The following is a 25,927-nucleotide window of genomic DNA, read 5'->3' on the forward strand; positions in this document are numbered from 1 at the left end:
TTTCTTGACTTACAGTCCTGTTTTATTTGCTGTAAATAAATAGGTGTAATGAAAACAAATTCCATTTTTAAAATCAAAGATTTAAACAAAACCTTAGCTCACTGTTTCCAGGATACTAACCTGGAAGAAGTAGATTTAGATAACTCTTCAAAAGAGTTATCGTACTACTTAAAAGAAGCTACATGCGTTGAAGATGTTTTTACGTATTTAATTAATTTCTTAAGAAAGCAGCAAGATCGAAATCTAAGTGATTCGCGTTCGTTAGTTAGGGAAGCCATTAAAACATTTGCAAAAAATAAAGAACCTGGCACTCTGGCCGAGCTAAGCATTGGTGAGCATTACTGGAAATTATCAAAAGGTCAAGTCTTCTTAATAAATTCAAATAAAGAAGCATCGTCCGAAATATATCAACATTTAATGTTCAACCTTATTATTCCAAAGAATCTTAGATGCATAAGCTTTATGGAGGAAGCCAAAGCTAAATATATTCATCACGAAATAATTAATCACATCTCCTCAGAATCAAAAAACAGGGATGTTTCCAATAATCCCGCATTAGTTCAATTAAAAAACAATGTAAGCTTTGTTGAAAGTAGTTATTTTTTGAATGCTGATCATTTTGAAAATCAGGTAAAGTATTTAGTAGATAAATATGATACACATATGATTTACATCGATGATGTGCTATCTGTAAATTTTGAAAATACTAAAGAATTAACAAGACAGCTACAACTTCAAAAAGCAGGAGAATTGCTCCTGCACCTGGCGAATGAGTTAAATATCTGCTTCGTCCTAAAAAACCAGCATGAGCCAGACGATTTAAAGACCATTACCTTTGAATTAGGTAATATTTTGAATTTTACTGAACAAGCGATTCATCTTCAAACTAATGAAGCAGATTCATTCAGTGATATTAAATTTTTTGAACTCTTCGATTTAAAGGCATACCCTTTTACATCAGTCGACACTTATTTTGAAAAACATACACATTTGATTTCAACTTTTAAAGATTGAAACAGGCGGACTTTAAATCAATTTGGAAGCTTGAATGAATAAAATTAAATCAATCACCTAAAGACTACCTCCTCAGTCTGCAAATCAAAGTAAGGATAAAGTCCAAGTGCATTGGGTTTCATATTATTGATTTTATGATAGCGTTTTAACTTTGATTCAAGACGCTTCATATCTGCTTTGGTAGCTGTCTTATTTTCTTCTTTGGTCAGTAGGCTTTTTATAAAATCTGCCGCTGTGGTTCCGATAGCTGCATTACCAATCCCAGCAGCGCTAATTCTCTCTACTTCCATTGGCTTTGAATCCTGAATAGGTTGAGCCAGAGTTTGAGATTGATTTGCTTTGAGTCCTTTAGAAGTTTGGTGATGTCTAACCCTACAGGATGTACTACAGAACTTTTGTACTTTCCTTCGTTTAGGTACAAACTCTTTTTGACAGTAGTGGCAGGTGTAATGATGACTTTCCATTATGCGTTAAGTTTACGTATGTTTTACGCTTAATCAGCAGTTGACTAGTCCTTTTTGTTGAAAACATGAGTCAGTAAGTACTGAATCGCATCTTCTTCGGCTAGAACTGTTCTGCTTTTTTTCGTTTTAGGGGTAATGGAATACAAGTCCTTTTTGAGCATTTCAAATAACTGCTCCTGCCCTTCCCTTGGAAGTGCTTTCGCGACCTGATAAGCTGTATTTGCATCCATACCTAATCGCGAAATTAGATAGGCGCAAAAAACTTAAATCAGTTTAGTGCAGTTTCCGCTAGTTTAACTTAGTTTACCATGAAATAAAGTGGTTTTCTTCAGTTTATTTGACTTTACTATACCTTTACTCTAGAGTAATTTATGAAGTCAACTTCATCCTTACTTGAATAAATGCGAGTAATCTTCTGGTAATTCAGCATCGATATCTCTTAAATATTTTTCCAGAGCGTCCATGGTAGAATGACCTGTAATCAGCATGAGTTTGCTTTTGGTTTCATTGGGTGAGCTTTTCTCTCTAAGCTTTCTGTATAATTTGGTAATAAAGGTATGCCTAAAGCTGTATAAACCGAAATCCTCTCCTAGCCCAAAATGATCTTTCACCTCTTTAAAGCGTTTCGAGAATTCGGTTCTTCGGTTAGTTTCAGCAGCGTTCCATTCTTCTCCAATACCAAAACGACCGAACAGTAAAGCATCGGCAGGAAGTTTGGATAAATCGGGTATATCCTTAATGAGAATATCAGGGATAATTTTAATTTTTACCGGCTGGTTTTTAGCCTTGACGTAAAGCTTCTTATCCTTTAAGTCTACATCTCTGATTTTTAGTCTGCAAACTTCAATGGGTCTAAGAAAATTAAGACTGATAAACTTGATGAACAGATGTAAAGTCGGATCATGTTTCTCCAGATGAGTGTTGATTTTCTTTTCCTGATCTGGCGTATACGTCTTATTTCGTTTGGGAACGGTTTTTAACTTCGGAATGGATTGTACGAAATTAGATTTAACGATTTCGTTTTCTTCCAGCAGCTGGAATAAGGAAGCGATATCTGTCCTTGAATTATTTCGGTTTCTGGCACTGGTTTTCTTTACAATAGTATTCAAATACTGATTGACAGTTTTTTTGGTGATGCTGGTAATCGGCTTGTCAAATATCTTTTCCTCTCTAAGCCATTTTTCGAATAGACCAATCCTACTCTTATATTGAACATATGAGTTTTTATTCATCATGTGTTCTTTCATGGACAGTCCAAACTTAAAAGCTTCGTCAATGCTCATGATGTCTTCCTCAGGTTCCACCGGTACCGGACTTGGCTTAGACTGAGGTGCAGATGATGGTCGTAATTTTGGTTCTGGTTTGGGTGGCGTTTCGGTTGTATGGTCTTGATCTGAAAATAGCTTTGCTTCCAGGTCGCTGTTATCTTCAAAAGGATTGAATCCTAGCTCTAAGAGTTTTGAGAGGGCTTCTCGCATCGTTCTAAGAAAAGCATAACGCTCTCGCTTAGTTTTAAAGTTGTTGGCACCAGCCTTAATAAAAGGCTGTTTTTTAAGCTTTCCCGTTTCAGGATGACGGAAGGAATAATACACAAACCAGCTTTTGCTTAAAGCTTCTTTTTTCTGTGTAGAAGTTAGTTTGGACCAGTTGGAAATATCGACACCACCGGTATAAATTTTGGGTTCTGAATAGTCTAGTTTCAAGGACAAATCGTTTACTCTAGCGTTTACGGCTCGGAAAAGTAAGAAATTTAAAGACATAAAAAAACGGATTGTGGTAGACAATCCGTTGATTTACTTGATTTAAGCTAGTAGCGGGGACTGGACTCGAACCAGTGACCTTCGGGTTATGAGCCCGACGAGCTACCTGCTGCTCTACCCCGCGATATATGTTTGTGTTGTATTTGTCAATATCGGACTGCAAATATAAGTCGAATTATCAATTCTACAAAATAAAACTTCAACTTTTATTGCTCAATATCTTCAGCCCTGAATTCTTGAAGTTCTTCGTCCTCAAAACGAACTGTCACTTGAATTGGGTTACAGCAGACTTCACAGTCTTCCACATAGGTTTGCTGCCTCACAGACGGATCCAACAGCATACTAATTTCTTCCCAGCAATAAGGACATTGAAAGTAATGTTCAAACATTAAAAGTCGATATTTAATAGTTGACCTGTCAGTTGTAACAACTGTAATTCTGCAATCTTCGCATCGTATTTAGCCAAATTACGACTTGTTTGTGCATTTATCAAATTGATTTGTGCTTGTCGAAACTCGATAGAAGTAATCTGACCTATACTGAATTGCTCCTTGGAACGGTCAAAGTTGTTTTTATTTGTAATCACATTTTGCTCTTGCAATTCAAAGATATACAATCGATTTTTGTAGTTATTGAACGCGTTTGAAATATCGCGTTTGACCTGAAACTTAATCTGATCTTTTAAGACTTCCTGAGTCTTGTAGCCTACTTTAGCATTCTGAACTCTAACTGCCGTCTGCCCGCCGTCAAACAAGTTCCATGACAAACTTACCCCAGCTGACAGTCCTTCTAAAGTTTGTGTAGAACCTGGAAAAAAAGGAGATTCTGGACTTATGTTTCTATTCCATCCATAAGAACCAAATAGGTCTATTTGAGGAAAATAACCCGATCTGCTGATTTTGATATCGTAATCACTAATGGTCAGATTTCTCTCAATTTTAAGAACAGAGACATTGTTCTCTTCAGCTTTTTCAATGTACTGAGCTATAAGAAGTTCTGGAATAAAATTGACCAGAGTATCTACTTTAAATTCTTTTTCAAATTCAGTATTTAAAATTAACATCAAGTCCCTACGTGTATTTTCTAGGTTTTGTCTTGCATTTATGAGGTTGATGCTATCATTGGCAGCATCGACTTCAGCATTAAGAACTACTAGTTTTGAATTTTGACCAAATTGAAATTGATAATTGGATCGTTTTACTCTTTCATTAGAAATTTCCATGGTTTGCTCAAGGATCTGAACGTTCTCATAAATCCTAGCCACTTCATAATACACAGTGAACATCTGGATAAGAGTATTTTCAATTGTTTCTCTTACTTCCAATTCTGAAAGATCGTACTGTTCCTTAAGGCTTTTGTAATTGTAAAGACGCCCCAAGCCGTCAAAAACTGTATAGTTTAAATCTAAACTTGCTCTATAGCTTCGAGTCTCCAGATCATTTTGATTTATTGGTTCACGCCCCTCAACCTCAGCGAGTCGGTCTTGAAGGCTGAAATCATAACCAAAGCTTGTAGACAATGTAGGTAAATATCCTGAATTCAGAATACCCTGATTATTATCTGCAATTTCCAGGTTGTTCTCAGAAACTTCAATGTCGAAGTTTTTACTAAGAACCAATTCAATCGCCTGATTTTTATTCAGTAATGTATCTTTTCTAACCTCTTGTGCTGTAAGACAAGCTGTCAATAAAACTAATAAGATGACTAATTTACTTCTCATCTATATGTGCTTTTTCTCCTTGTTGTTCTTTATAAGCTCTTTCTAAAGTCACTCTATCTACTACTTTCCCTTTTGGAACCCACTTTGCCCCTACCTTGATGTAATTGCTTATTGATAAGAAAATAGGAAGCAAAATAAGCGTTAGTATGGTTGCAATTCCAATTCCGTAAGCTATAGAAATAGCCATAGGTTTTAAAAATTGTGCCTGTCGGCTTTTCTCAAAAATAAGTGGTGCCAAACCAGCAATTGTTGTCAGAGAAGTAAGAAAAATAGCTCTAAATCTAGATTTGCCGGCATTGAAAATGGCGTCATCAAAAGAAAGACCATCTCGTATGTTATTATTGAATCTGCCAATCAGCACCAGTCCGTCGTTTACCATAATACCAATGAGAGCTATAATTCCCAAAGCGGATAAAACATTGATAGGGAAGCCATGAAAATAATGCCCCCAAGCTACGCCAATGATGCTAAATGGAACCAACAACAGAAGAATAAGTGGTTGGCTATAGCTTCTAAATGTAAAAGCAATAGTTGCATAAATCAGAAATAAAATAATAGGTAAAACTCCTTTTGCTGAATTTGATAATTTGCCAGCTTCTCTGTTTTGACCTTCATAGGACACCGAAAGAGATTGATATTTATTTAAAAGATCTGGCATGACATTATTCTGAATGTCTGCTAGAATTTCAGTAGAACTTCCGTTGGGATCCTCCATATCTGCACTAACCTGAATTTCACGCAATCCGTCCAAGTGACTAATAGATTCTGTTCCTCTTATGATTTCATAAGTTGCAATTTCAGAAAAAGGGACTCTGCTTCCAGAAGGAGTTGTCAAACGCATATCTTCAAGATTGGAAATGGAAGACCTGTTTTCTAAATTATACCTTACCCAAACTCGTATTTCGTCTTGACCTCTTTGAAAACGTTGTGCGGAAGCACCGAAAAATCCATTTCTTACCTGACGCATCACCTCAGATAAATCCAGGCCTAAAGCATAAGCATTTTCCTTAAGCCTTATGTCTATTTCCTTGATCCCTTCCGGATCTGTATCTGAAACATCCTTTAAAAGGGGATTATCTTCCATCTCCTTTTTCAAAGCCTCCTTAGCTGCTTGTAGCTCATTAATATTATTACCTAAAAGAGAAACCGAAACTGGTGAGCCACCAAAATTACCTCCAGAACCATAGGTGAGATTTTCAACACCGAGTATAGTTCCTGCCTCTTCTCTTATCGCGTTGGTAATTTCTGGAGAAGAAAAATCACGCTCTTCCCCTGGCAATAAATTGACTTGAAGAGAAGCTTTATTATTACCCGGTCCAACTCGTTTTATAATATTTTCTACTACCTGTTTATTTCCAGATTGACGTTCGGTAAAATCTTCGTTTACCCTCCAGGCGGCAGCTTCTACATAGGAAATAATAGAGTCTGTTTTGGCTGGATTCACACCTTCAGCCATAAGTAAATTAATAGATACTCTATCACTGGCTATACTTGGAAACAAAGTGATTCTTACAATATTTCCTCCAATAGCTCCTATAGTGATAATGATGAAAGCTACAAATATTGAAAGTGAAAATATCTGATTTTTTAAGGAAAATCTTAAAATAGGAGCGTAAAACCTATCACGGAGATAACTCATTATTTTATCACCAACTTTGTTGACAGATCTCAATTTGCTAAAGAGTTTCCCAAAGAAACTTTTATTTTCATCTTCTGAATCTGTATTTCTCACAAGTGCTTTAGAATGCGCTATATGTGCAGGTAAAATTATGAAAGCTTCTACCAATGAGACGACAAGCGTTAAAATAACTACAGTAGAGACTTCACTGAAAAATTCTCCTATCCTACTGTCTAAAAACAAGAAAGTGACAAAGGCTAAAATAGTAGTAATAATAGCTGAAATCACTGGAGGAAGAACTTCCATTGTTCCATCTATAGCAGCTTGAATTGGTTTTTTACCCCTTTCGTAATGTTGATATATATTCTCTGAAATTACAATCCCGTCATCTACCAGAATACCAATTACGATAATCATCCCAAACAATGAAAGAACATTTATAGTTACATTGAATAACCCAGCAAAAACAAACATTCCCAAAAAAGCCACAGGTAAACCAAAGGAGACCCAAAAAGCTAAGCGAGTGTTAAGAAATAGGGAAAGGAAAAACAAAACAAGCAGGATCCCAACTGCCCCGTTTTCTAGAAGAAGTTGTGTTCTTTGCTTCAAAGTGATTGAATTATCACTTACAACATTAAGCTGAACATTATTGTTTTTTTCATTGAACTCATCAACATAAACATTTACTTTATCAGCTGTTGAAATAAGGTCTTCGGAATTGGTATTGCTTATTGAAATATTTACAGAAACATTCCCATTGAAGAAGGATACGTTCGCTGTGTCTTCAAATTGATCTTTTACCTCAGCAATATCAGACAATCTTACGGTATTTCCGCTTGCATCAGATCTCACTACAATATCGTTGAGTGCGTCTGCATAGTAATTCCTTTGATTTGCTCTTATCAAATAATCTTCTGCAGAGGTCTTAATAGTTCCACCTGTGGTAAGGATATTATTTTGAGCAACTTTTTGAGCAACTTCTTCAAAAGTTAAATTATATGCTAAAAGTTGATCTTCAGAGAGAGAAATTTCAATTTCTTCATTTGGAAAACCAGTGATTTCAATTTGAGAAATACCATCAAGCCTCCTCAAGTCAGACTCGATTTGGTAACTGATATCCTTAAGTGTCTTCAGAGAAATATCATCGCCAGAGATGGCAAAATCAATAGTCTGCCTTACATTTTCTTGTTTGGCAACGACCAAAGGTTCCATTCCTGAAGGAAAGGTTGGAACTCGATCTACAGCGTTCTTCACCTCCGTAAGCATGACGTCAATATCTTCGTCTTGCTCTATCTCTACAGTTATAGAACCACCACTTTCTCTGGCGACGGAAGTGACTCTATCTATCCCCTCAAGTCCTTTCAGGTTATCTTCTATCTTGAGGATGATTCCTTCTTCGATTTCTTCTGGTGCGGAACCAGGATAATTCACCGAAATCTGAATAATTTTTGACTCCACAAGTGGAAAGAAAGAAGACTTCAGACTTAAAGCCCCTGCAATCCCAAAAATGACAAATGCTAGAATGACGACATTTACGGCGACATCATATTTTATGAAATAGGAAATAAGTTTTCTCACAATACAATTCTTACAAAGATTCTTCTTTTTCTATGGAAACTTTCATTCCTGAATAGGCGCCAGGCACAACTCCAGATAAAATTTTAGTACCGTCTGGAATTCCCTTTACGATAACCTGTTCTTTGTTGAAGTGAACAGGATTAATAGTTATCAATTTCAAAAGTCCATCCTCAACGGCATAAACTTCAGACGTATTTATAATAAGTTCACGCGGAATCTGAACTGAATTTTCAATTTCATTTGCTGTAACTATAGCTTCAAGATACATGCCTTCTTTAGCGTCTTCATTCTTAAATCGAATAAAAACCTGAACACTTTGAGAGCTTTGGTCGATTTGAGCGTTTATTCTTGTGATTTCACCTTCAAAAGTCTCGTCCTGATTAAGAGGATGCATTTCTACCTTGTTGCCAACATCAATAAATTTGATATATTCTTGCTTAAGTGCTATCATTAATTCAAAGACAGAAGGATCAATAAATTCTCCTAGTTTTTGTCCGGGTCTCACGAGTGTTCCTTCATTAACTAAAGCCTCTGTTAAGACCCCGTCAAATGGTGCTCTCAAGTTAAATTTAGATAAACGCTCTTCGAGATTTTTGAGCGTGTAATAATCAGATAAAATATTTCTTCCAGTTATAAAATACCTTTCTTTATTATTTTCAAACTCTGGTAATTCCGGAGTTGAAGATTTCATTGAAAACTCATCCAAATAAGCTTTCCATTTGGGATAAATATCTGGATAATCTAATCTCAAGTCTGGCATTATAGATGATAATGAACTAAAAAGTGAACTCTTCACAGATTGAACATTGGCTGTAAATTCCCTGTCATTGATTTGAAGAAGAAGCTCTCCCTTTCTATAGTATTGACCTGCCCTAAAGTTTTTGGAACTTTTCAAAAACACGCCTTCAACTTCTGCGAAAATTTCAAACTTGTTTAGAGCTGATACTGTTCCATTTGTAGTCAATTGAACTGGAATGGTTCTGTTTTTAACTGTTTGGACAACAACTGGCTTTTCTAGCTGAAGATTTTCTGGCTTTTCTTTTACGTTGCTATCAATTATAAATTTTGCAACAAAAATCGCTAAGACGATGACCAAAACTCCAAGAACCGATAAAATTATTTTTCTCATAGTAGCATTAAGACCTCAAATAAGATAAAAAGTTAAACCGCTGTTTTATATTTCTTCAATCTCAATTTGCAGATCTTCCCACGACTTCATGAGAGTTTCCAATTTAGATTTTTTAGCATTATAATTTTCGAAGAAGTCTTCTTTTTTGATCGTTTCCTCGTATTTTTCTTCAAGTTTTTTGTCCATTTCCTTTATCTCTTTCTCCAGCTTAGAGATTTTGGACTCAACGCTACTCAATTTATTCTGAAGCGACTTTTGTTTTTTCTGAAATTCATAGTCGTTTTTACTGGAAGACTCAGCTTTAGCTTCTTTCTGCTTCTTGTCCTTCTTCTCCACTTCCCTCATCGACTCTAGCTCTCTATATTTTAAGTAGTCGTTAATGCCACCTAAGAATTCTTTCACGGCATTGTTTCTAAATTCATAGACAGAATCTGCAAGGCCTTGTAGAAAATCTCTATCGTGAGAAACTAAAATTAATGTTCCTTCAAAGTTATTTAGCGCTGATTTTAAAACGTTTTTGGATTGAATATCCAAGTGGTTGGTAGGCTCATCCATAATCAAGACATTGAAAGGAGATAGAGACATTTTAGCCAAAGCTAGACGGTTTCTTTCCCCACCAGAAAGCACTTTAACAAATTTGGTTACGTCATCACCTCTAAAGAGGAAAGAACCCAAAATATCGCGTACCCTACTCCTGTTGCTTTCGTTGGCTGCATCGATCATGGTATCCAAAACCGTTTTATTACCATCTAGATATTCTGCCTGATTCTGAGCAAAATAACCGATTTCCACATTATGACCGAGTTTAAGAGTACCACCATGCTCAAGTTCTCCTACTATAATTTTAGCCAACGTAGATTTCCCTTGTCCGTTCTGTCCAACGAATGCAATTTTAGAATTCCTTTCGATTAAAAAATCTACGTCTTTGAAAACGATGTCATCACCAAAGGATTTGGATAAATTCTCGGCTTCTATTACAACCTTACCAGGATTTTTTGAACTGTTAAACTTAACGTTCATTACTTGATTGTCTTCCTCATCGACTTCAATAACTTCAGTTTTCTCAAGTTTTTTGATAAGCGATTGTGCCATCGAAGCTTTATTCGCTTTGGCTCTAAATTTACTGATAAGCTTTTCTGTCTGCTCTATTTCCTTCTGCTGATTTTTTTGCGCAGCCAGTTGTTGTTCGCGCAATTCTTCTCTAAGCACTTTAAATTTAGAATATGGCTTGTTGTAATCGTAAATTTGACCCAATGATAATTCTATGGTTCTGTTGGTCACGTTGTCCAGAAACATTTTATCGTGAGAAACAATAACTACACAACCAAGGAAGTTTTGCAGAAAACTTTCAAGCCATAGTATACTTTCAATATCCAGGTGGTTTGTAGGCTCATCCAAAAGGAGAATATCATTGCTTTGTAGAAGTAATTTTGCAAGTTCAATACGCATTCTCCATCCTCCAGAAAAAGTGTTTGTCTGTTTTCCAAAATCCTCAGTTGTAAAACCTAACCCTTTTAAGACTCTTTCGGTTTCACCTTGGTAATTATAACCTCCTAATATTTCATATTGATGCTGGTAATCGTTAAGGTCGATCATCAATTGATTATAACCTTCACTTTCGTAATCTGTTCTTTCTACTAATTGCTGATTGATATGATCTAACTTTGCTTCTAAGGATTTTATAGCTTCGAAAGCCTGATAAGCTTCTTCCAAAACTGTTCTTCCCTCTTCAAAATCGATATCTTGCTTCAGATAGCCTATATTTATCTCCTTATCTTTTGCAATTTGACCCTGATCCAGAGGCATTTCTCCAGAAATAATCTTGAGCATTGTGGACTTTCCTGCTCCGTTTTTTCCAATGAGACCTACTCTGTTTCCTGCACTCAGCTTGAAACTGATCTCCTTAAAAAGATACTCTCCACCAAAAGAAATAGAAAGATTATGAATGTGTAGCATATGTTACCTGTAATTTTTGCAAATATTGGTAAATTTGTAATGCAAAGCTAAATTTTATTCATAATGCTGAAAGGGTCAAAATTATATAGTGTATTCACAGGAAAATGTCCTGTGTGTCACGAGGGAGATATGTACAAGGAATCAAACCCTTACAAACTAAATAAAATTTACGAAATGCACGAAAGGTGTTCAGTTTGTAATACTAAATACAAAATTGAGCCGTCCTTTTTCTATGGCGCCATGTACATCAGCTATGGAATTGGTGTAGCATTTGCAGTAGCTGCTTTTATTACATCTTACTTCTTCATAGGACTTGAAGTCATTCCATCTTTTGTATCAATAATTATGGTGCTCATAGGTCTAGGTCCAATCATAATGAGACTTGCCAGAAATATTTGGATTAATATGTTTTTATCTTACGATAAAAATGCTAAGCATAAAACTTCAGAAAGCGGTCAAGATTAATTTCCTTTTCGATTTCACTATTTTCAAAAATCAATTTGACTAGTTTATTCGAAAGGCTTGGAGCAGCCATAACCCCTCGACTACCAAAACCATTTAGTATAAATATGTTTTTATACTCAGGATGAACACCTAGTATGGGTTTACGATCTCTTACAGTTGGTCTTACTCCAGCTAACTGATCAATGATCTCAAAATCACAATCAATCATTTCAGACAGTTTTGCTTCAAGCTCTACCCGTGCTTCTGCAGTCGGAAGATCATTGAGATGCTCACGCGAATAAGTGGCTCCATATTTATAAAGATCGTTTCCAAGTGGAATTATAAAATTCCTGGACTTTAGAATTTTCTGGTTGGCTTTTAAATTCTTAGACTTGAAAATCAAATACTCCCCTTTGTTACCATAAATAGGCAACCAATTAAAAAATGGATTATTGACGACTCCGAAGCCTTCACAAAAAATTAAAGAAGCGTATTCTTCATTTTTATATTTTAAGCTATGATTTCTGAATTTAATTGCGTTATAATCGATGCTTTCAGAAATAAAGTTAGAAGCTTTTACATAGCTTAGTCTTTTGTGATTTATCAACTTTTTGAGATCCAAAAGATGAGACTGAAGAACTTCTCCTGCTTTATAATCAGAATGGACTGATGATTCTATACTACTTATGTCCGAATTGAGAAACGGCGCGAGTTTGGATTGATCGGAAGCAACTATCCAATTATTCTGATCTTCAACTGAAGAGAAAAGTTTATAAACCGGGACTTTTTTAAAATAATTTTTATCACCCCCTAAGTTGAAATGATTGTAGAATTGAATAGCTTCAGGCATCAAAACGTCAGCGTTCCATGCAAGGTTATAACGTTTAAGAGCTACAGGATTCAAAACTCCTCCAGCTACCTTTGAAGATTGCTGACTTTCATCTGAAATAATATCAAATGTTTTGAACATTACCTCTAATTGCCTCGCCACCGATAAACCTGCAATACCAAATCCAACTACTAGTGCATCTTTCATGGTTCAAATATATTATTTTTTGAAAGTCATATGGTTTGCCCTTTCAACACATAAGTTAATATCTAATTAATTTTATGACCAATAAAAAACCCTCACGAATCGTAAGGGTTGAATAAGATTAAAAAGCTATTCTAAATTAGTAATTCCACATATCTAATTCAAAATTTCTTATTTCTTCTTTTATTCTATTAGACTCTAAAAGCTGCAACAATGCATTATCTTGTATATAATCAGCAACTTCTCTATCCTCGTAAACGTTTTGAGTCTTAAAAATTACAGCGTCGAAACGTCTTGAATTTAAAAGATGATCAAAACTAAAAGGCATGGAACTATTATCATTATTTAAGACCTTGGCCTCATGTAAAACCTGTCTAGCGTCAGGAAACCAAACCCAGAAGTAAGGAATAATTTCTGGGTCACCAGAAAAGCTTTGATTCTGACTTTGTATGTCATATCCAGCTGGAGCAATACCAAGCAATCTATATCTCATCTCACCCTGCAATTTGTCGAAGTACCACATACCTTTAATATGGTATTCTAAAATATCTCTGCTGGTAATTTCAGTAGGAATTAGGTAGGGTTCCATCTGGTCTACCAATTCTTTTGGATATTGATCTTGATAATTAGACAAATTTCCAGCTAAAGACCTGTTCACGAATTCCTGTACGTTTTCTGTTCCAGTAACACCGTATTGACCAAGTATATCTAAGGCAACATCGGGAAGAAAAACAGATTTTGTAGACCCAAGGATTTCCTCGTAAGATTTCTTTTTATTGAAATAACTTGTAGAATAAACCTCAGTGATGGCTTCTGTAGAAGTAGAGTCTTTTGCTCCTACTTCAATTGCATCTAAAAGAACTCTATAGAGAGAACGTCTGTTTTTGGAAAAGGAATCGTCTTGTGTTGGATAAAGCAAAGGAAAATTAATTTTCTGCTTTAAATCAATTTTTTCCCAAACAACTTTAGACCAAAGAATATCTCTATCGCCAATGTAACCATATTCAAGAGGTTTATCATCATCTGCAATTTTCTGATCTTCTGTCAACACACCGACTTGTGAAGGTTTGGATGCATTTAAGATATTCGATTGAGCAACAGCGAAACTTCCGCATAGTGCTAAAACCGAACACATAAACACTTTAAAATTAGAATACATCATCATCTTAATTTAATTTGTTATTTGAACCAGTAGTGCAGGCATATTCTTAACGTTGACGCCTGGTACATCAGCTTTGATATCAAAAATTTGTACTATATCCCCAGCTCTTGCAAGATCTAACAGACCTTGAGCTCTAGCGTCTAGCTTACTTCCGTTAACAACCACAGATGGTTGCCCAGGTATACTAAGGGTGAAACGCTTAACTACTGGCGTAATATCAAAATCGAAATTTTCAAAAGTTGCTCCGATAGGTGAAACTTTCAATGCATTTTTCGGCATTTGTATAGCTCCTCCTTCTTGAACCTGGCCTCTTACTGTAGGAGTAGGTCTTGGTAAACTTTTGATCCTAAAAGTTACTGGAGGAGAGCTTATTTTTTCTCCATCAATTTCACCAGTAACATTTATTTTTAGCTCATTTCCTGTTGTGGGTGTTACCACATAATTAGTTCCACTGACTTTCTTCAGTGAAGCTGGTGAAGCACTTGCATTAATCTTGTTGCTAGGGACTCCAGGCATTGATACAGTAATAGGATTATCGATACCTCTGTATACTACATTCATTTTATCAGCAGAAACAATAGCTTGATTGGGTTTTGGAATAACTGAAAATGACTGATTTACAGGCACTTCGATTTCTTTTCCATTTTGTTTAAAAATGAGTACACCACTTATTTGATGATCACCTGCACTCCCAGCATTAACGTTAAGTTTAACCTGACCTCCTTCGAGAGAATAGTCCTTGTCTTTAACCAGAGGTCTACCATCTAATGTTAATTTAACTTCATTTGGAACAGTTGAATTGTCAGTACGTCCCAAAACAATGGATCCATCAAAAATATTTCCCTGATAATACGCACTTCTATCCTGATTTAATAAAGTTGAGTAATTATCCATTGATGCTATTTGAGTAAGTTGACCTGAAAGCATAGAAGATAAAATTTCATTCTCAAGAACTTTTAAGTCATTTTGCAAAGCAGTTACTTTTGTAATTGAAGATATTAAAGGATAACCAACGAAATGATGTCTTACATAGTTAACCTTAGCACCTTTGACGCCTGAGTCTGGAGAGACAGGTTCTCCGCTAAATTTCTCATTTATAGAAGATAGAAAAACCGCGTATTTAGCATCATCACCAAGAATTTGGTTCATTTGATCTTTGTAAGATCTCATGTTAGTCAAAAATTCTTCACCAGCTGTTGTAAGTTTTTCACCTTTTACAAATAATTCATCTGTATAAGAAGATTTATCCATCGTTTCGTAATCTTTTGGATCTTCTACAGACTTATACATTCCCTCTTTCAGTTCACTATAGTAAGTAAACAAATCAGATGTAGCTTTGGAAACCAGATCTGCTTTAACCAGAACAGCTGCAAATTGATCTGGCGATTCAGATGCCTTCATTGATAGCCCTGCTAGTGCAGCATCATTTTTTTCCTCAAATTTTAAATTGGTGTCTTCAAGGTTTTCATTAATAGTTCCGAAGGCAGATAAAACTTCTTTGGACATATTCAGAGCTAACATTGCGATGAAGACTAAATACATCATATTGATCATTTTCTGCCTTGGTGTTTCTTTTCCTCCAGCCATAGTTTTTCTTTTAAGAAATTATAAATTAAGCTTTAGGTCTCATTGCTGTTAACATACCACCATATACACCGTTGAGGGAATCTAAATTTGCAGTTAAGGACTCCATTTGCTCTCTCAATTTACCTGCATTGTCAGCTACAGCTTGATTAGCTTCTGCTTGCTTGGATGCAGATTCTACCTGAATTTTATATAAATTGTTCAACGATTCCATATGGGTAGCAGCCAGAGTAAGTTCCTCGCTATATTTTCTTTGAGATTCCATGGAATCTGTTGTAGGCTGAATATTTCGGGCTGCACCTTCAAAGTTTTTGATGCTCTCCCCCAAACTTTCCATAAGTTTAGAATCGATTTTAGCCTCTTTAAGCATATTATCAAGCTTCTGGGATAGAAGACCACTTTCCTCTTCCAAATCATTTTTCATTTTTTGAGATGTAGCTTCGGATCCAGCAAGCTCTGGATATACTTTCGACCAATCAAGCTCTTTCTCTACAGGTTCAAATGCTGAAATAGTGAATATGACGGCTTCTGTAATAAGACCAATTGTCAACATTAAACCACCAGTTATAAAACCAATTGATATGTGTTGAATTTTAAAAAGAGCACCAATAATAACGATAGCTGCACCAAGGCCATAGACCATACTCATTATTTTCTTTCTGTTGTTTGATTTTGCCATAATTTAAAGTTTGATTGTTTGGTTAATTTAAATTTAAAGAGTTGCCAAGGAAGTCCTGAACAGTCCTGAATCCTATATAGCTTCTAGCTGAATCTGAATATTCGTAATCTCTTGTACTCACTTGCAAATAATAGCTTACATCTTTCCATGAGCCACCTCTTACAACTTTACGTTTATTATCACTATTATAAACATTAGGACTCATCGAAGATACGTATTCATAAGAAGCCGGATCGTAAGAAGTATTAACCCATTCAGCAACATTACCAGACATATTGTACAAACCGTAATCATTTGGTTCGTAAGCATCTGCTTCTACTGTATAAAGTGCTTCATCAGCTGCATAATCTCCTCTAAAAGGTTTGAAGTTTGCTAAAAAACAAGCTCTATCGTCCTTTGCGTAAGGACCACCCCATGGATATGTTCCTCCTTCAATACCTCCTCTTGCAGCGTATTCCCACTCAGCTTCTGATGGAAGTCTGAAAAAGTTAACATTAGCTTCCTTTTTCTTTTTCCTGAAGTCATTCAAATATTTAGTTCTCCAGTTAGCGAAAGCTTTAGCTTGCCCCCATGTCACACCGACTACCGGATAATTATCGTAGGCAGTATGAGAGAAATAATCATTGTGCATTGGTTCATTATAAGAATAGTTGAAATCTTTTATCCAAACGGTTGTGTCTGGATAAACCATAACTTCCTGTTCTGTGATAAAATCAGTACGCTCACCTTTTTTTCTTGCGGCAGCATCAATATCCATCGTTTTGTAGCTGTACTTAAATTGGGTAACATCCAGCATTCGTCTGCCGTTATAAGACTGGTCGTTAGATAAATAAAATTCATCCATGACGTAAACATAATCTTCATCAGGATACTGTGCAGGATCCCATATGATCTTAGGGTTCCAGTTCAAAGCTTGATCTAAAGGATCATAATGCTTTGAAAATTCTTCGTAAGGACTTAGCTCCTCTTCATCATTGTTGCCTGCGTTTTTAAAAGCATACCTCTGTATACCTTCCTCATTTCCATCGGCATCTCCAGATAACTCTGCAGCTTCTGCCAATTTTTGTCTAATAACTGAGTCCCTTACTCTTTCAACGAATTGTCTATACTCTGAATTTGTAATTTCTGTTTCATCCATGTAGTAAGAAGGAACTGTTACAGTCTTGGGAGGAGCATTTTGAACACCTGCTAAATCATCGTCCGATTTACCCATGATAAAAGAGCCTCCTTTAACTAAAACCATACCGTATGGTTTTTCAGGATACCACTTCTTTCCTTCTACTCCAACAAGCTGGCCTTTATCGCTTTTTCCACAACTCATCACTAGAAAGGCTAGCAATGCGACATAAAAACCTTTAGAAGATGCAAAATAAAATTTCATAATTTATTGATTAAATTCAAATCTTGTGTACAAATAAACAATTTTTTTCTTAACAACAATTAAATTATTTATGATTATATACTGTTTTTATATTTGGCTTTCAGCCATCTATCCGGTATTGTGGAAGAAATGGCATCCAAATAATCTTGTTTATCACATGCTAATAACGAGGGTTTATGTTCATTATTATTTGCATTAGGAATTTTGATCCACCAACGGTCTGAAACTTCACTTTTGATAAAGACCAAAATTTCATCCTGAATAGGTACGTTGTATTTCAAAAAGCTGGAGTTATTCTCCGATACTTTTTCATTTAACCTCAAACTGAAACCTTCCAAAAAATACCATAACATTTGAGAAATCAAATGAATGAGGCTTTCAGACTTTTTCATCGCTTGCAACTCATATATTCCAAAAGAACTTAATTTGTCACTCATCCCTGCATATCTTGACAACTTGCACAAATCAAATGTACTGAATCCATTAATATTTTTATGACTTGGATCAGCAATTTCTGAAGATTTAACACAATAAATATCAACACTAAATAAGTCAGTGTCTCTCAAAACTGGTTCAGCTCTAGTAAAATCTTGCTTCAGCTCTCCTAACCTGAGGGTTTCAAAAAAAAGCTTTTCCATCAAATCAATTTCTTCCTGAGGAGACAAAAATGTTTGATAACCCAAATTGCAATAATTAAAAAGATTATAAGGCTCATCAATAATCATTTTACCAACATAAGATTGTCCATCCATTGGTAGATCTGAATTGCCCAGGTCAAATTTATGATCTGCACTAGTAAGATTAACCATGTACTTAACACCATCATAGGCCCTATATTGATAAAAAGTGAAATCCTGACTACCCCCCAAAACAATTGGAATAATCGATTTCTGATAAAGTCGATTAAGAATTGTTTTTAGAACATAGGCTGTATCTGACACCTCATCACCTTCTAAAATATCTCCTAAGTCTAAAATATTCAACTTCCAATTACCTACATACATATTGTAAAGTTGAGTTCTTATATCATCAAAGTAAAAATCTGTTTTATCCGCATAATTACTATTACGAGAATCTTTTACACAAATTATAGCTAGCTGAATGTTTTCTAAACTTACCTCCTCGCCGTTATAAAAACTTACGAAATTGGATAAAGTTTGGTTTGAAAAAGATTGGAAACTTCCCTGTAATTCTTCACTTACGGGTTTTAGATATTCAAATACCATTTAATTCGGTTAGGATTTTTTTGACTTAGATTTTGTGCTAGTAGATTTTTTAGCAGCAGTTTTTTTTGCTTTAGAAGTTGTTTTCTTTTTAGCAGGTGCTTTCTTTGTTTTAGTTGCAGCTTTCTTTTTAGCTGGTTTTTTCTTAGTCTTCGTATTTTTTTCCAGAATAGCTTGAGCTTCATCTAGCGCCATTCCTTCAGCATCAGTGGTCTTAGGAAGTTCTACTTTCGTTTTTCCTTTAGACAATTTATACCTTCCCCATCTTGCTTTTTCCAGCTTTATACCTTCTTCCTCCCAGTGATGAATGAGTTTATCTTTTTCCTTCTGAATTTTATCCTCGATCAACTCGACAATGTTATCTTCACTTAAATTATCAAAGTCGTATTTCTTGTTTACATTAATGAACATACCATCCCACTTTAAAAAGGGACCAAAACGACCGACACCTTTTTGTACTCCTTTATCCTGATAATAATAAATAGGTTCTTCAGCTTTTTCCTTTGCTTTGATCAATTCAATAGCCCTGTCATAGGAGACATCCAAAGGATCTTCCCCTTTTTCAAGAGAAACGAATTTCTTACCAAAACGCACATACGGTCCATATCGACCAATATTAGTTTCTACTTCCTCACCCTCATACTCTCCAAGTTGCTTAGGAAGCTTAAACAGGTCCATTGCTTCCTCATAAGTCACAGAATTTAAAGTCTGACTTGGCTTTAGACTAGCAAATCTTGGCTTTTCATCATCTTCTACAGAACCAATTTGAACCATAGGCCCAAATTTACCTAAGCGGGCACTTACTGGCTTTCCTGTTTCAGGATCTTCTCCAAGAACCCTTTCACCAACTTCTCTCTCAGCATTTGCTGCAACATCTAAAACAGTTGGATGAAAATGGATATAAAAATCACTCATCACCTTAGTCCACTTGGCATTCCCTTCAGCAACCTCATCAAAATCCTGCTCTAGTTTGGCTGTAAAATTATAATCCAATATACTCTTGAAATGCTTTACAAGAAAGTCTGTCACAACCATTCCTACATCTGTTGGAACCAGTTTTCCTTTATCACTTCCAACTTTTTCTGAAAGGGTTTCCGTCTTTATTTTATCGTTTTTGAATGTGTATTGAACATATTCGCGTTCAGTCCCATCCACATTTCCTTTTTCAATATACTTTCTATTCTGAATGGTAGAGATTGTCGGAGCGTAGGTTGACGGTCTACCAATACCGAGCTCTTCTAATTTTTTCACTAAAGAAGCTTCTGTATATCGTGAAGGCGGTCTAGTATAACGTTCGGTAGCCTGAATGTATTGATTCTGTAAAGACTCCCCCACCTTCATTGCTGGCAGCAATCCGCTTTGCTCTTCATCTTCTTCGTCTTTCCCTTCCAGATATACTTTAAGAAATCCGTCAAATTTGACTACCTCGCCATTGGCTGAGAATTCTCTTTCATCTTTGTCTGAAGATATTCTAACGTTTGTTCTTTCTAAAGCTGCATCACTCATTTGTGAAGCAATTCCACGTTTCCAGATCAACTCATAAAGTCTTTGTTGATCACGTTCGGCATCGATTTGGTGAGTCGCAAAATTAGTTGGTCTTATAGCTTCGTGAGCTTCCTGAGCACCTTTGGACTTACCTTTATAATTACGTGCTTTATGGTATTTATCACCGTACGCACTTTTAATTTCGTCTTCGGCACTTTGTTTTGCCTGGCTGGATAGATTAACACTATCTGTCCTCATATATGTAATATGACCAGCTTCGTAGAGACGCTGAGCCATATTCATTGTTTTACTTACCGAGAAATAAAGCTTTCTAGCCGCTTCCTGTTGTAATGTTGATGTGGTAAATGGTGGCGCAGGAGATTTTTTTGCTGGCTTTTGAGTAAGATCGCTTACCTCAAAACTGGCTTGTTTTTGAGCTTCAAGAAATGCTTCTACCTCCTTTTGAGAGCTTAAGTTTTTAGGAAGCTTAGCTTTAAAACTAGATCCTTTTTCTGTTTTAAATTCTGCATCAACTCTATAAAATACTTCTGGGTTAAAATCCAGAATCTCACGTTCGCGCTCAACTATTAATCTGACAGAAACCGACTGAACTCTTCCTGCAGACAAACCGCCTTTTACTTTTCTCCATAAAATTGGAGAAAGTTCGTAGCCTACCAAACGGTCTAAGACTCTCCTGGCCTTTTGAGCATTTACCAGATTATAATCAATTTCTCTAGGATTTAAAATTGCGTTTTTAATGGCAGATTCAGTAATTTCAGAAAAAACTATACGTTTGGTTTTTTCCTTGTCAATTTTTAGCTCATCCGACAAGTGCCAGGCTATTGCTTCTCCTTCTCTATCTTCATCACTTGCAAGCCAAACCGTTTCAGATTCCTTTGCCATCTTGGTAAGTTTTCTTACCACGTCCTTTTTATCGCTGTTTACAACATATTTGGGTTTGAAGTCATTATCTACATCTACACCTAGTTCCTTTGAAGGTAAATCGGCAATGTGTCCAAAACTCGAGGCTACTTTATAATCTTTCCCTAAAAATTTTTCTATAGTCTTTGCTTTCGCAGGAGACTCAACAATTACTAGATTTTTGGCCATTTAGTTATAATTTATATTGCAAAAGTATACGATTTTTTGGATTTCAATTTAAGAACTTCTGTAAAGTAGTCATATTAGCTACTTCAAGTTTGCTTTTCGATATAAAAATAGAGATTTCCAAAAACAATAAAATGACAGTTTGTCAGTAAATACAGATCACGTATCTTTGCGTAAAATTTACAGCTTTACATGGAGAAGATTATTGATGAAACTCTACAGGGACAAACCCTGGTTAAGAAAGAGAAAAAAAGCAATTCAAAGAAGCTTTACATTGAAAGTTATGGGTGCGCTATGAACTTTAGCGATAGCGAAATTGTGGCTTCTATTTTAGATAAACAAGGTTACAATACCACAAGAGAACTAGCCGAGGCTGATTTGGTACTTGTAAACACTTGCTCAATAAGGGACAAGGCAGAGCAAACCGTGAGAAAGCGCCTTGAAAAATTCAATGCGATCAAAAAAGATAACCCCTCTATGAAGGTTGGGGTTTTAGGTTGCATGGCAGAGCGATTGAAACATAAATTTCTAGAAGAAGAAAAAATCGTAGATCTTGTTGTTGGTCCAGATGCTTATAAAGACTTGCCAAATTTATTGGAAGAAGTTGAAAATGGCAGAGATGCTATAAATGTGATTCTTTCCAAAGAAGAAACTTATGGAGATATTTCGCCCGTAAGGTTACAAAGCAATGGCGTTTCAGCATTTGTTTCCATCACAAGAGGTTGCGATAATATGTGTACGTTCTGTGTGGTTCCTTTTACTCGGGGTAGAGAAAGAAGCCGTGATCCAAAAAGTATTTTAGACGAAGTAAATGATTTGTGGTCAAAAGGTTTTAAAGAAATTACTTTACTCGGGCAAAACGTTGACAGTTACCTATGGTATGGTGGTGGACTAAAAAAGGATTTTAAAAAGGCTACAGATATGCAAAAAGCAACCGCAGTTCATTTTGCTGATTTGCTGGATATGGTGGCAAAAGCCCAACCTGGGATGCGCATTAGGTTTTCAACGTCCAATCCTCAGGACATGACTCTCGATGTGATTAAGGTTATGGCAAAACATTATAATATTTGTGACTATATCCATTTACCGGTGCAAAGTGGTAGTGATAGAATTTTAAAGAAAATGAATCGCTTGCATACCAGGGAAGAATATTTCAAACTCATTGATGACATAAGATCCGTTATTCCAGATTGCGGTATCTCTCAAGACATGATTGCAGGTTTCCCAACAGAAACTGAAGAGGATCATCAAGATACTTTATCGTTAATGAAGTATGTCAAATATGATTTCGGCTATATGTTCGCTTATTCTGAACGTCCAGGAACGCTAGGCGCTAAGAAGTTTGAAGACGATATTCCAGAGTCGACCAAAAAGAGAAGGCTTCAAGAGATTATAGACCTACAACAGGAACATTCACGTTTAACTACTGAAAAACACCTAGGAAAGATTGAAGAAGTATTGATCGAGAAAGAATCAAAAAAATCAAATCTTCAATGGAGTGGTAGGAATACGCAGAATACTACGGTTGTTTTCCCAAAAGAAGATTATAAGGTTGGCGATTATGTCCTTGTAAAAATGAAAGATTGCACAAGTGCTACATTGATAGGCGAAGCCGTAGGTTATGGTCCAATGCAAACCATTTTATCCTAAATTAAATTCAGAATATGGAATCACCACAAGCTGTCAAACAGCGATTTGAAATTATAGGAAACGATCCCAGTCTTAATAGAGCAATAGAAAAATCCATACGTGTTGCACCAACAGATATTTCTGTACTGGTAACAGGTGAAAGTGGTGTAGGTAAAGAAAGTTTACCAAAAATAATACATGCCTTATCTCACAGAAAACACGCAAAATATATTGCTGTTAACTGCGGCGCCATACCAGAAGGCACCATAGATAGTGAATTATTTGGTCACGAAAAAGGGGCATTTACTGGTGCAAATCAAGCCAGAGACGGGTACTTTAAGGAGGCAGATGGCGGAACTATATTTCTGGATGAAGTAGGAGAATTACCCTTGACCACTCAAGTTAGATTACTTAGAGTTTTGGAGACAGGCGAGTTCATTAAAGTAGGATCTTCTAAAGTTCAAAAATCAAGTGTAAGGATTGTTGCCGCTACTAATGTTGACATGATCGAGGCGATTAAGAATAATAAATTCAGAGAAGATTTATATTATAGATTAAATACGGTTGAAATTAATTTATCCCCGTTAAGAGAGAGACGTGGTGATATTCATTTGTTATTTAGAAAATTCGCATCAGACTTTGCTTTGAAGTATAAAATGCCCACCATTAGACTTACTGACAGAGCTGTGAAAGCTCTCGAAAATTGCAGGTGGCCTGGAAATATCAGACAGCTAAAAAATGTAACTGAACAAATTTCAGTCTTAGAGACCAGCAGGGAGGTTGATGAAGATACTTTGAATCACTACTTGCCTAAAAGCTCAAGCTTACCTTCGGTAATTTCTAAAGAAAAAAGCAGTAGCAAAGGGGATTTCAACAATGAAAGAGAAATTCTTTACAAGGTACTTTTTGATATGAAGGGTGACTTAAATGACTTGAAAAAACTCACTATGGAACTCATGGAAAGAGATAATGATGAGAAATTCAAGGAGGACAATATCAATTTAATTAAGAAAGTTTATGGGGAATCTGATTCAAAAAAAGAATTCACAGATGAGACCCATGAAGAGCAATTAGAAATTCTACAGCTTCCTAATCAGAAAAGAAATCGGGAAATGGATCAAAAAATCGAAGATCCCTATGATTATGCAGAAGATATTGAGGAAGAGGAGACATTATCACTGCAAGATAAAGAAGTTGAACTCATAAAAAAATCACTTGATCGTCATCACGGTAAACGCAAGCCCGCTGCCGATGAACTTGGCATAAGCGAAAGAACCTTGTATAGAAAAATTAAGCAATACGATTTATAATGAAGATAAAATATTTGGCAACCCTATTATCAATTTTGATTTTGCAGTCATGCGGAAATTATTCATTCACAGGGGCAGATACTGGAAATGCAGAAACTTATCAAGTTAACTTTTTTCAAAATACAGCCCAGCTTGTTGAACCGGGAATTGACCGGGATTTCACCCTGCAATTGCAAGATTTAATCCTAAATCAAACCAAACTTAGTTTGGTAAACGCCAACGGAGATTTGATATACGAGGGTGAAATTATAAGGTATTATGTAGCCCCTATGACTGCGACAGCAGATAGCAGAGCAGCGCAGAATAGACTTACGATAGAAGTAAACGTTAGATTCTACAATACTTTAGATCCGGAAAAGGATTTTGAACAAAGGTTTTCTTTTTACTTTGACTTTGATGGTAATGCACAATTGACTGGTGCTCAAAAAGAGGAAGCCATCAATGAAATATTCACAAGAATTACGCAAGATGTTTTCAACGCCTCACTAACAAATTGGTAATGGAAAAGGAAAATTTACTCAACCTCATCAAAACACCAATTAAATTTGAGACCAAAACCTTGAGTTTAATCGATGAGACCATTGAGAAATATCCATACTTCCAACCTCTTTTTGCCTTAAAATTGAAACTTTTAAAACATTCTGGAAGTTTTAATTATAACAGGTTTTTAAAAGAAACGGCAGCAAGAACTCAAGATAGAGCTGTACTTTTCGACTATATCACTTCCAAGGAATTTCATCAACTTGAAATCGCCAACAAAATTGATTTACTGATTCAACATTCTAAAGAAAGTAGTGAATTCGAAATCAACGAAGAAGTTGCTAGTAAAATAAACGATCCCGATCTTTTTATTGAAAAGGAAACTAAGCAGCCAGAGAAAACAGGAAAACCTTTGGAGTTTAATTCTTCAGAGACTCGCTCTTTCAAAGAGTGGTTGAAATTAACTCAAATTGAACCCTTAAAAGAAAAAGAGGAAACTCAGGAAATATTGGTAGCTAACCCTCAATTTCAGGTGATAGACGAATTTATCAAGAATAATCCTAAAATTGTTCCTGCCAAATCTTATGAGAGTTCAGATAAAATAAATGCAAGGCACGAACCTTCATCTAGCCTGATGACAGAGACTCTGGCAAGAGTTTATATGGAACAAAAAAGATACGATAAGGCAATTCAAGCATTTAAGATATTAATTTTGAATAATCCCGAAAAAAGTTCTTTCTTTGCAGACCAAATTCAAGAAATAGAAAGACTTAAAGAAAATAAATAATGAGTACATTTTCAATATTTTTAATTTTAATCGTTATCGTAGCTTTTTTACTAATTGTCGTCATTATGGTCCAAAACCCTAAAGGTGGTGGATTATCTTCTTCATTTGGTGGAGGTGGCTCTCAACAAGTTGGTGGAGTTAAACAGACTTCAGATTTTTTAGATAAAAGTACTTGGGCACTTGCTACATTACTTTTAATACTGATTTTACTATCCAATGTAACTATCATCAGTAATAGAACTGGAGGTGACTCCAAATTATTAGATGGAAATCAAACTCCTGTAGAAAACACTCAACAACAGAACAATCTACCTCCTTTAGAACAAGAATAATACAAGGATATATACAAGATTTAAAATGCCAGCTTATGACAAGCTGGCATTT

Annotated in this window: 22 protein-coding genes and 1 tRNA gene; 7 read left to right on the top strand and 16 right to left on the bottom strand. The window is 35.7% G+C overall.

Annotated features, from left to right (window positions below):
- Positions 1-48 precede the first annotated feature (48 nt).
- Positions 49-1,014: a hypothetical protein gene (locus tag LB452_RS00710; RefSeq protein WP_224459812.1), complete on the top strand. Its 966-nt coding sequence runs from the start codon at positions 49-51 to the stop codon at positions 1,012-1,014.
- Positions 1,015-1,067: 53 nt separating this feature from the next.
- On the opposite strand, the gene LB452_RS00715 is transcribed toward LB452_RS00710, so the two are convergent.
- From LB452_RS00715 to LB452_RS00755, 9 genes are all read right to left on the bottom strand, one after another.
- Entirely contained in the window at positions 1,068-1,478 is a 411-nt protein-coding gene (locus LB452_RS00715) for an eL24 family ribosomal protein (RefSeq protein WP_224459813.1), read from the bottom strand.
- 44 nt (positions 1,479-1,522) lie between these two features.
- Complete coding sequence (locus LB452_RS00720; protein ID WP_224459814.1) at positions 1,523-1,708, bottom strand: hypothetical protein; 186 nt, start codon at positions 1,706-1,708, stop codon at positions 1,523-1,525.
- A 159-nt stretch (positions 1,709-1,867) separates the two neighbouring features.
- Entirely contained in the window at positions 1,868-3,238 is a 1,371-nt protein-coding gene (locus LB452_RS00725) for a tyrosine-type recombinase/integrase (RefSeq protein ID WP_224459815.1), read from the bottom strand.
- Between the two features lie 51 nt (positions 3,239-3,289).
- Positions 3,290-3,362: transfer RNA gene (locus tag LB452_RS00730), tRNA-Met, on the bottom strand.
- Between the two features lie 82 nt (positions 3,363-3,444).
- Positions 3,445-3,627, bottom strand: coding sequence for a CPXCG motif-containing cysteine-rich protein (locus tag LB452_RS00735; protein WP_224459816.1), 183 nt, complete (start codon positions 3,625-3,627; stop codon positions 3,445-3,447).
- On the bottom strand, positions 3,627-4,958 hold the full coding sequence (locus LB452_RS00740; RefSeq protein WP_224459817.1) for a TolC family protein: 1,332 nt from the start codon (positions 4,956-4,958) through the stop codon (positions 3,627-3,629). Before LB452_RS00740 ends, LB452_RS00735 begins: the two co-directional genes overlap by 1 nt.
- Positions 4,948-8,154, bottom strand: a complete 3,207-nt coding sequence (locus tag LB452_RS00745) for an efflux RND transporter permease subunit (protein WP_224459818.1) — start codon at positions 8,152-8,154, stop codon at positions 4,948-4,950. Before LB452_RS00745 ends, LB452_RS00740 begins: the two co-directional genes overlap by 11 nt.
- A 10-nt stretch (positions 8,155-8,164) precedes the next feature.
- A complete protein-coding gene (locus LB452_RS00750) occupies positions 8,165-9,283 on the bottom strand; it encodes an efflux RND transporter periplasmic adaptor subunit (RefSeq protein ID WP_224459819.1) in 1,119 nt (372 codons plus the stop codon).
- A 45-nt stretch (positions 9,284-9,328) separates the two neighbouring features.
- Positions 9,329-11,239, bottom strand: a complete 1,911-nt coding sequence (locus LB452_RS00755) for an ABC-F family ATP-binding cassette domain-containing protein (protein ID WP_224459820.1) — start codon at positions 11,237-11,239, stop codon at positions 9,329-9,331.
- Positions 11,240-11,302: 63 nt separating this feature from the next.
- Between LB452_RS00755 and LB452_RS00760 the strand changes: the two genes are divergently transcribed.
- The gene (locus LB452_RS00760) at positions 11,303-11,704 is read left to right on the top strand and encodes a DUF983 domain-containing protein (protein WP_224459821.1); all 402 of its coding nucleotides are present in this window, start codon (positions 11,303-11,305) and stop codon (positions 11,702-11,704) included.
- Here LB452_RS00760 and LB452_RS00765 read toward each other — a convergent pair.
- From LB452_RS00765 to topA, 7 genes are all read right to left on the bottom strand, one after another.
- Positions 11,670-12,719: an NAD(P)/FAD-dependent oxidoreductase gene (locus LB452_RS00765; RefSeq protein ID WP_224459822.1), complete on the bottom strand. Its 1,050-nt coding sequence runs from the start codon at positions 12,717-12,719 to the stop codon at positions 11,670-11,672. The genes LB452_RS00760 and LB452_RS00765 overlap by 35 nt on opposite strands.
- Before the next feature lie 136 nt (positions 12,720-12,855).
- A complete protein-coding gene (gene porN, locus LB452_RS00770) occupies positions 12,856-13,875 on the bottom strand; it encodes a type IX secretion system ring subunit PorN/GldN (RefSeq protein WP_322965755.1) in 1,020 nt (339 codons plus the stop codon).
- Positions 13,876-13,887: 12 nt separating this feature from the next.
- A complete protein-coding gene (gene porM, locus LB452_RS00775) occupies positions 13,888-15,465 on the bottom strand; it encodes a type IX secretion system motor protein PorM/GldM (RefSeq protein WP_224459824.1) in 1,578 nt (525 codons plus the stop codon).
- A gap of 25 nt (positions 15,466-15,490) precedes the next feature.
- Positions 15,491-16,141 (bottom strand): type IX secretion system motor protein PorL/GldL, encoded by a 651-nt coding sequence (porL, locus tag LB452_RS00780; protein ID WP_224459825.1) that lies wholly within the window; start codon positions 16,139-16,141, stop codon positions 15,491-15,493.
- Between the two features lie 22 nt (positions 16,142-16,163).
- Positions 16,164-17,522 carry a T9SS ring complex lipoprotein PorK/GldK gene (porK, locus tag LB452_RS00785; RefSeq protein ID WP_224459826.1) on the bottom strand — a complete coding sequence of 453 codons (1,359 nt, stop codon included), beginning with the start codon at positions 17,520-17,522 and terminating at the stop codon, positions 16,164-16,166.
- A gap of 74 nt (positions 17,523-17,596) precedes the next feature.
- On the bottom strand, positions 17,597-18,748 hold the full coding sequence (locus tag LB452_RS00790) for a formimidoylglutamase (RefSeq protein WP_224459827.1): 1,152 nt from the start codon (positions 18,746-18,748) through the stop codon (positions 17,597-17,599).
- Between the two features lie 9 nt (positions 18,749-18,757).
- Entirely contained in the window at positions 18,758-21,340 is a 2,583-nt protein-coding gene (topA, locus tag LB452_RS00795) for a type I DNA topoisomerase (protein WP_224459828.1), read from the bottom strand.
- A 189-nt stretch (positions 21,341-21,529) separates the two neighbouring features.
- Here topA and miaB point away from each other — a divergent pair, with 189 nt between their 5' ends.
- Genes miaB through secG form a run of 5 tightly spaced genes read left to right on the top strand, consistent with a single transcriptional unit; the run spans position 21,530 to position 25,875 of the window.
- Positions 21,530-22,987, top strand: a complete 1,458-nt coding sequence (miaB, locus tag LB452_RS00800; RefSeq protein ID WP_224459829.1) for a tRNA (N6-isopentenyl adenosine(37)-C2)-methylthiotransferase MiaB — start codon at positions 21,530-21,532, stop codon at positions 22,985-22,987.
- Positions 22,988-23,001: 14 nt separating this feature from the next.
- Positions 23,002-24,276, top strand: coding sequence for a sigma 54-interacting transcriptional regulator (locus LB452_RS00805; RefSeq protein WP_224459830.1), 1,275 nt, complete (start codon positions 23,002-23,004; stop codon positions 24,274-24,276).
- Positions 24,276-24,776, top strand: coding sequence for an LptE family protein (locus LB452_RS00810; RefSeq protein ID WP_224459831.1), 501 nt, complete (start codon positions 24,276-24,278; stop codon positions 24,774-24,776). Before LB452_RS00805 ends, LB452_RS00810 begins: the two co-directional genes overlap by 1 nt.
- Entirely contained in the window at positions 24,776-25,543 is a 768-nt protein-coding gene (locus LB452_RS00815) for a hypothetical protein (RefSeq protein WP_224459832.1), read from the top strand. The genes LB452_RS00810 and LB452_RS00815 overlap by 1 nt, the downstream gene beginning before the upstream one ends.
- The gene (secG, locus tag LB452_RS00820) at positions 25,543-25,875 is read left to right on the top strand and encodes a preprotein translocase subunit SecG (RefSeq protein ID WP_224459833.1); all 333 of its coding nucleotides are present in this window, start codon (positions 25,543-25,545) and stop codon (positions 25,873-25,875) included. Before LB452_RS00815 ends, secG begins: the two co-directional genes overlap by 1 nt.
- Positions 25,876-25,927: the final 52 nt, after the last annotated feature.

Source organism: Psychroflexus longus (genome assembly GCF_020164595.1).
Lineage (GTDB): Bacteria > Bacteroidota > Bacteroidia > Flavobacteriales > Flavobacteriaceae > Psychroflexus > Psychroflexus longus.

Bases quoted from the DNA above. Each gene is read 5' to 3' on its own strand.
- LB452_RS00710 (WP_224459812.1), top strand. From the start codon at position 49: ATGAAAACAAATTCCATTTTTAAAATCAAAGATTTAAACAAAACCTTA.
- LB452_RS00715 (WP_224459813.1), bottom strand. From the start codon at position 1,478: ATGGAAAGTCATCATTACACCTGCCACTACTGTCAAAAAGAGTTTGTA.
- LB452_RS00720 (WP_224459814.1), bottom strand. From the start codon at position 1,708: ATGGATGCAAATACAGCTTATCAGGTCGCGAAAGCACTTCCAAGGGAA.
- LB452_RS00725 (WP_224459815.1), bottom strand. From the start codon at position 3,238: ATGTCTTTAAATTTCTTACTTTTCCGAGCCGTAAACGCTAGAGTAAAC.
- LB452_RS00735 (WP_224459816.1), bottom strand. From the start codon at position 3,627: ATGTTTGAACATTACTTTCAATGTCCTTATTGCTGGGAAGAAATTAGT.
- LB452_RS00740 (WP_224459817.1), bottom strand. From the start codon at position 4,958: ATGAGAAGTAAATTAGTCATCTTATTAGTTTTATTGACAGCTTGTCTT.
- LB452_RS00750 (WP_224459819.1), bottom strand. From the start codon at position 9,283: ATGAGAAAAATAATTTTATCGGTTCTTGGAGTTTTGGTCATCGTCTTA.
- LB452_RS00755 (WP_224459820.1), bottom strand. From the start codon at position 11,239: ATGCTACACATTCATAATCTTTCTATTTCTTTTGGTGGAGAGTATCTT.
- LB452_RS00760 (WP_224459821.1), top strand. From the start codon at position 11,303: ATGCTGAAAGGGTCAAAATTATATAGTGTATTCACAGGAAAATGTCCT.
- LB452_RS00765 (WP_224459822.1), bottom strand. From the start codon at position 12,719: ATGAAAGATGCACTAGTAGTTGGATTTGGTATTGCAGGTTTATCGGTG.
- porN (WP_322965755.1), bottom strand. From the start codon at position 13,875: ATGTATTCTAATTTTAAAGTGTTTATGTGTTCGGTTTTAGCACTATGC.
- porM (WP_224459824.1), bottom strand. From the start codon at position 15,465: ATGGCTGGAGGAAAAGAAACACCAAGGCAGAAAATGATCAATATGATG.
- porL (WP_224459825.1), bottom strand. From the start codon at position 16,141: ATGGCAAAATCAAACAACAGAAAGAAAATAATGAGTATGGTCTATGGC.
- porK (WP_224459826.1), bottom strand. From the start codon at position 17,522: ATGAAATTTTATTTTGCATCTTCTAAAGGTTTTTATGTCGCATTGCTA.
- LB452_RS00790 (WP_224459827.1), bottom strand. From the start codon at position 18,748: ATGGTATTTGAATATCTAAAACCCGTAAGTGAAGAATTACAGGGAAGT.
- topA (WP_224459828.1), bottom strand. From the start codon at position 21,340: ATGGCCAAAAATCTAGTAATTGTTGAGTCTCCTGCGAAAGCAAAGACT.
- miaB (WP_224459829.1), top strand. From the start codon at position 21,530: ATGGAGAAGATTATTGATGAAACTCTACAGGGACAAACCCTGGTTAAG.
- LB452_RS00805 (WP_224459830.1), top strand. From the start codon at position 23,002: ATGGAATCACCACAAGCTGTCAAACAGCGATTTGAAATTATAGGAAAC.
- LB452_RS00810 (WP_224459831.1), top strand. From the start codon at position 24,276: ATGAAGATAAAATATTTGGCAACCCTATTATCAATTTTGATTTTGCAG.
- LB452_RS00815 (WP_224459832.1), top strand. From the start codon at position 24,776: ATGGAAAAGGAAAATTTACTCAACCTCATCAAAACACCAATTAAATTT.
- secG (WP_224459833.1), top strand. From the start codon at position 25,543: ATGAGTACATTTTCAATATTTTTAATTTTAATCGTTATCGTAGCTTTT.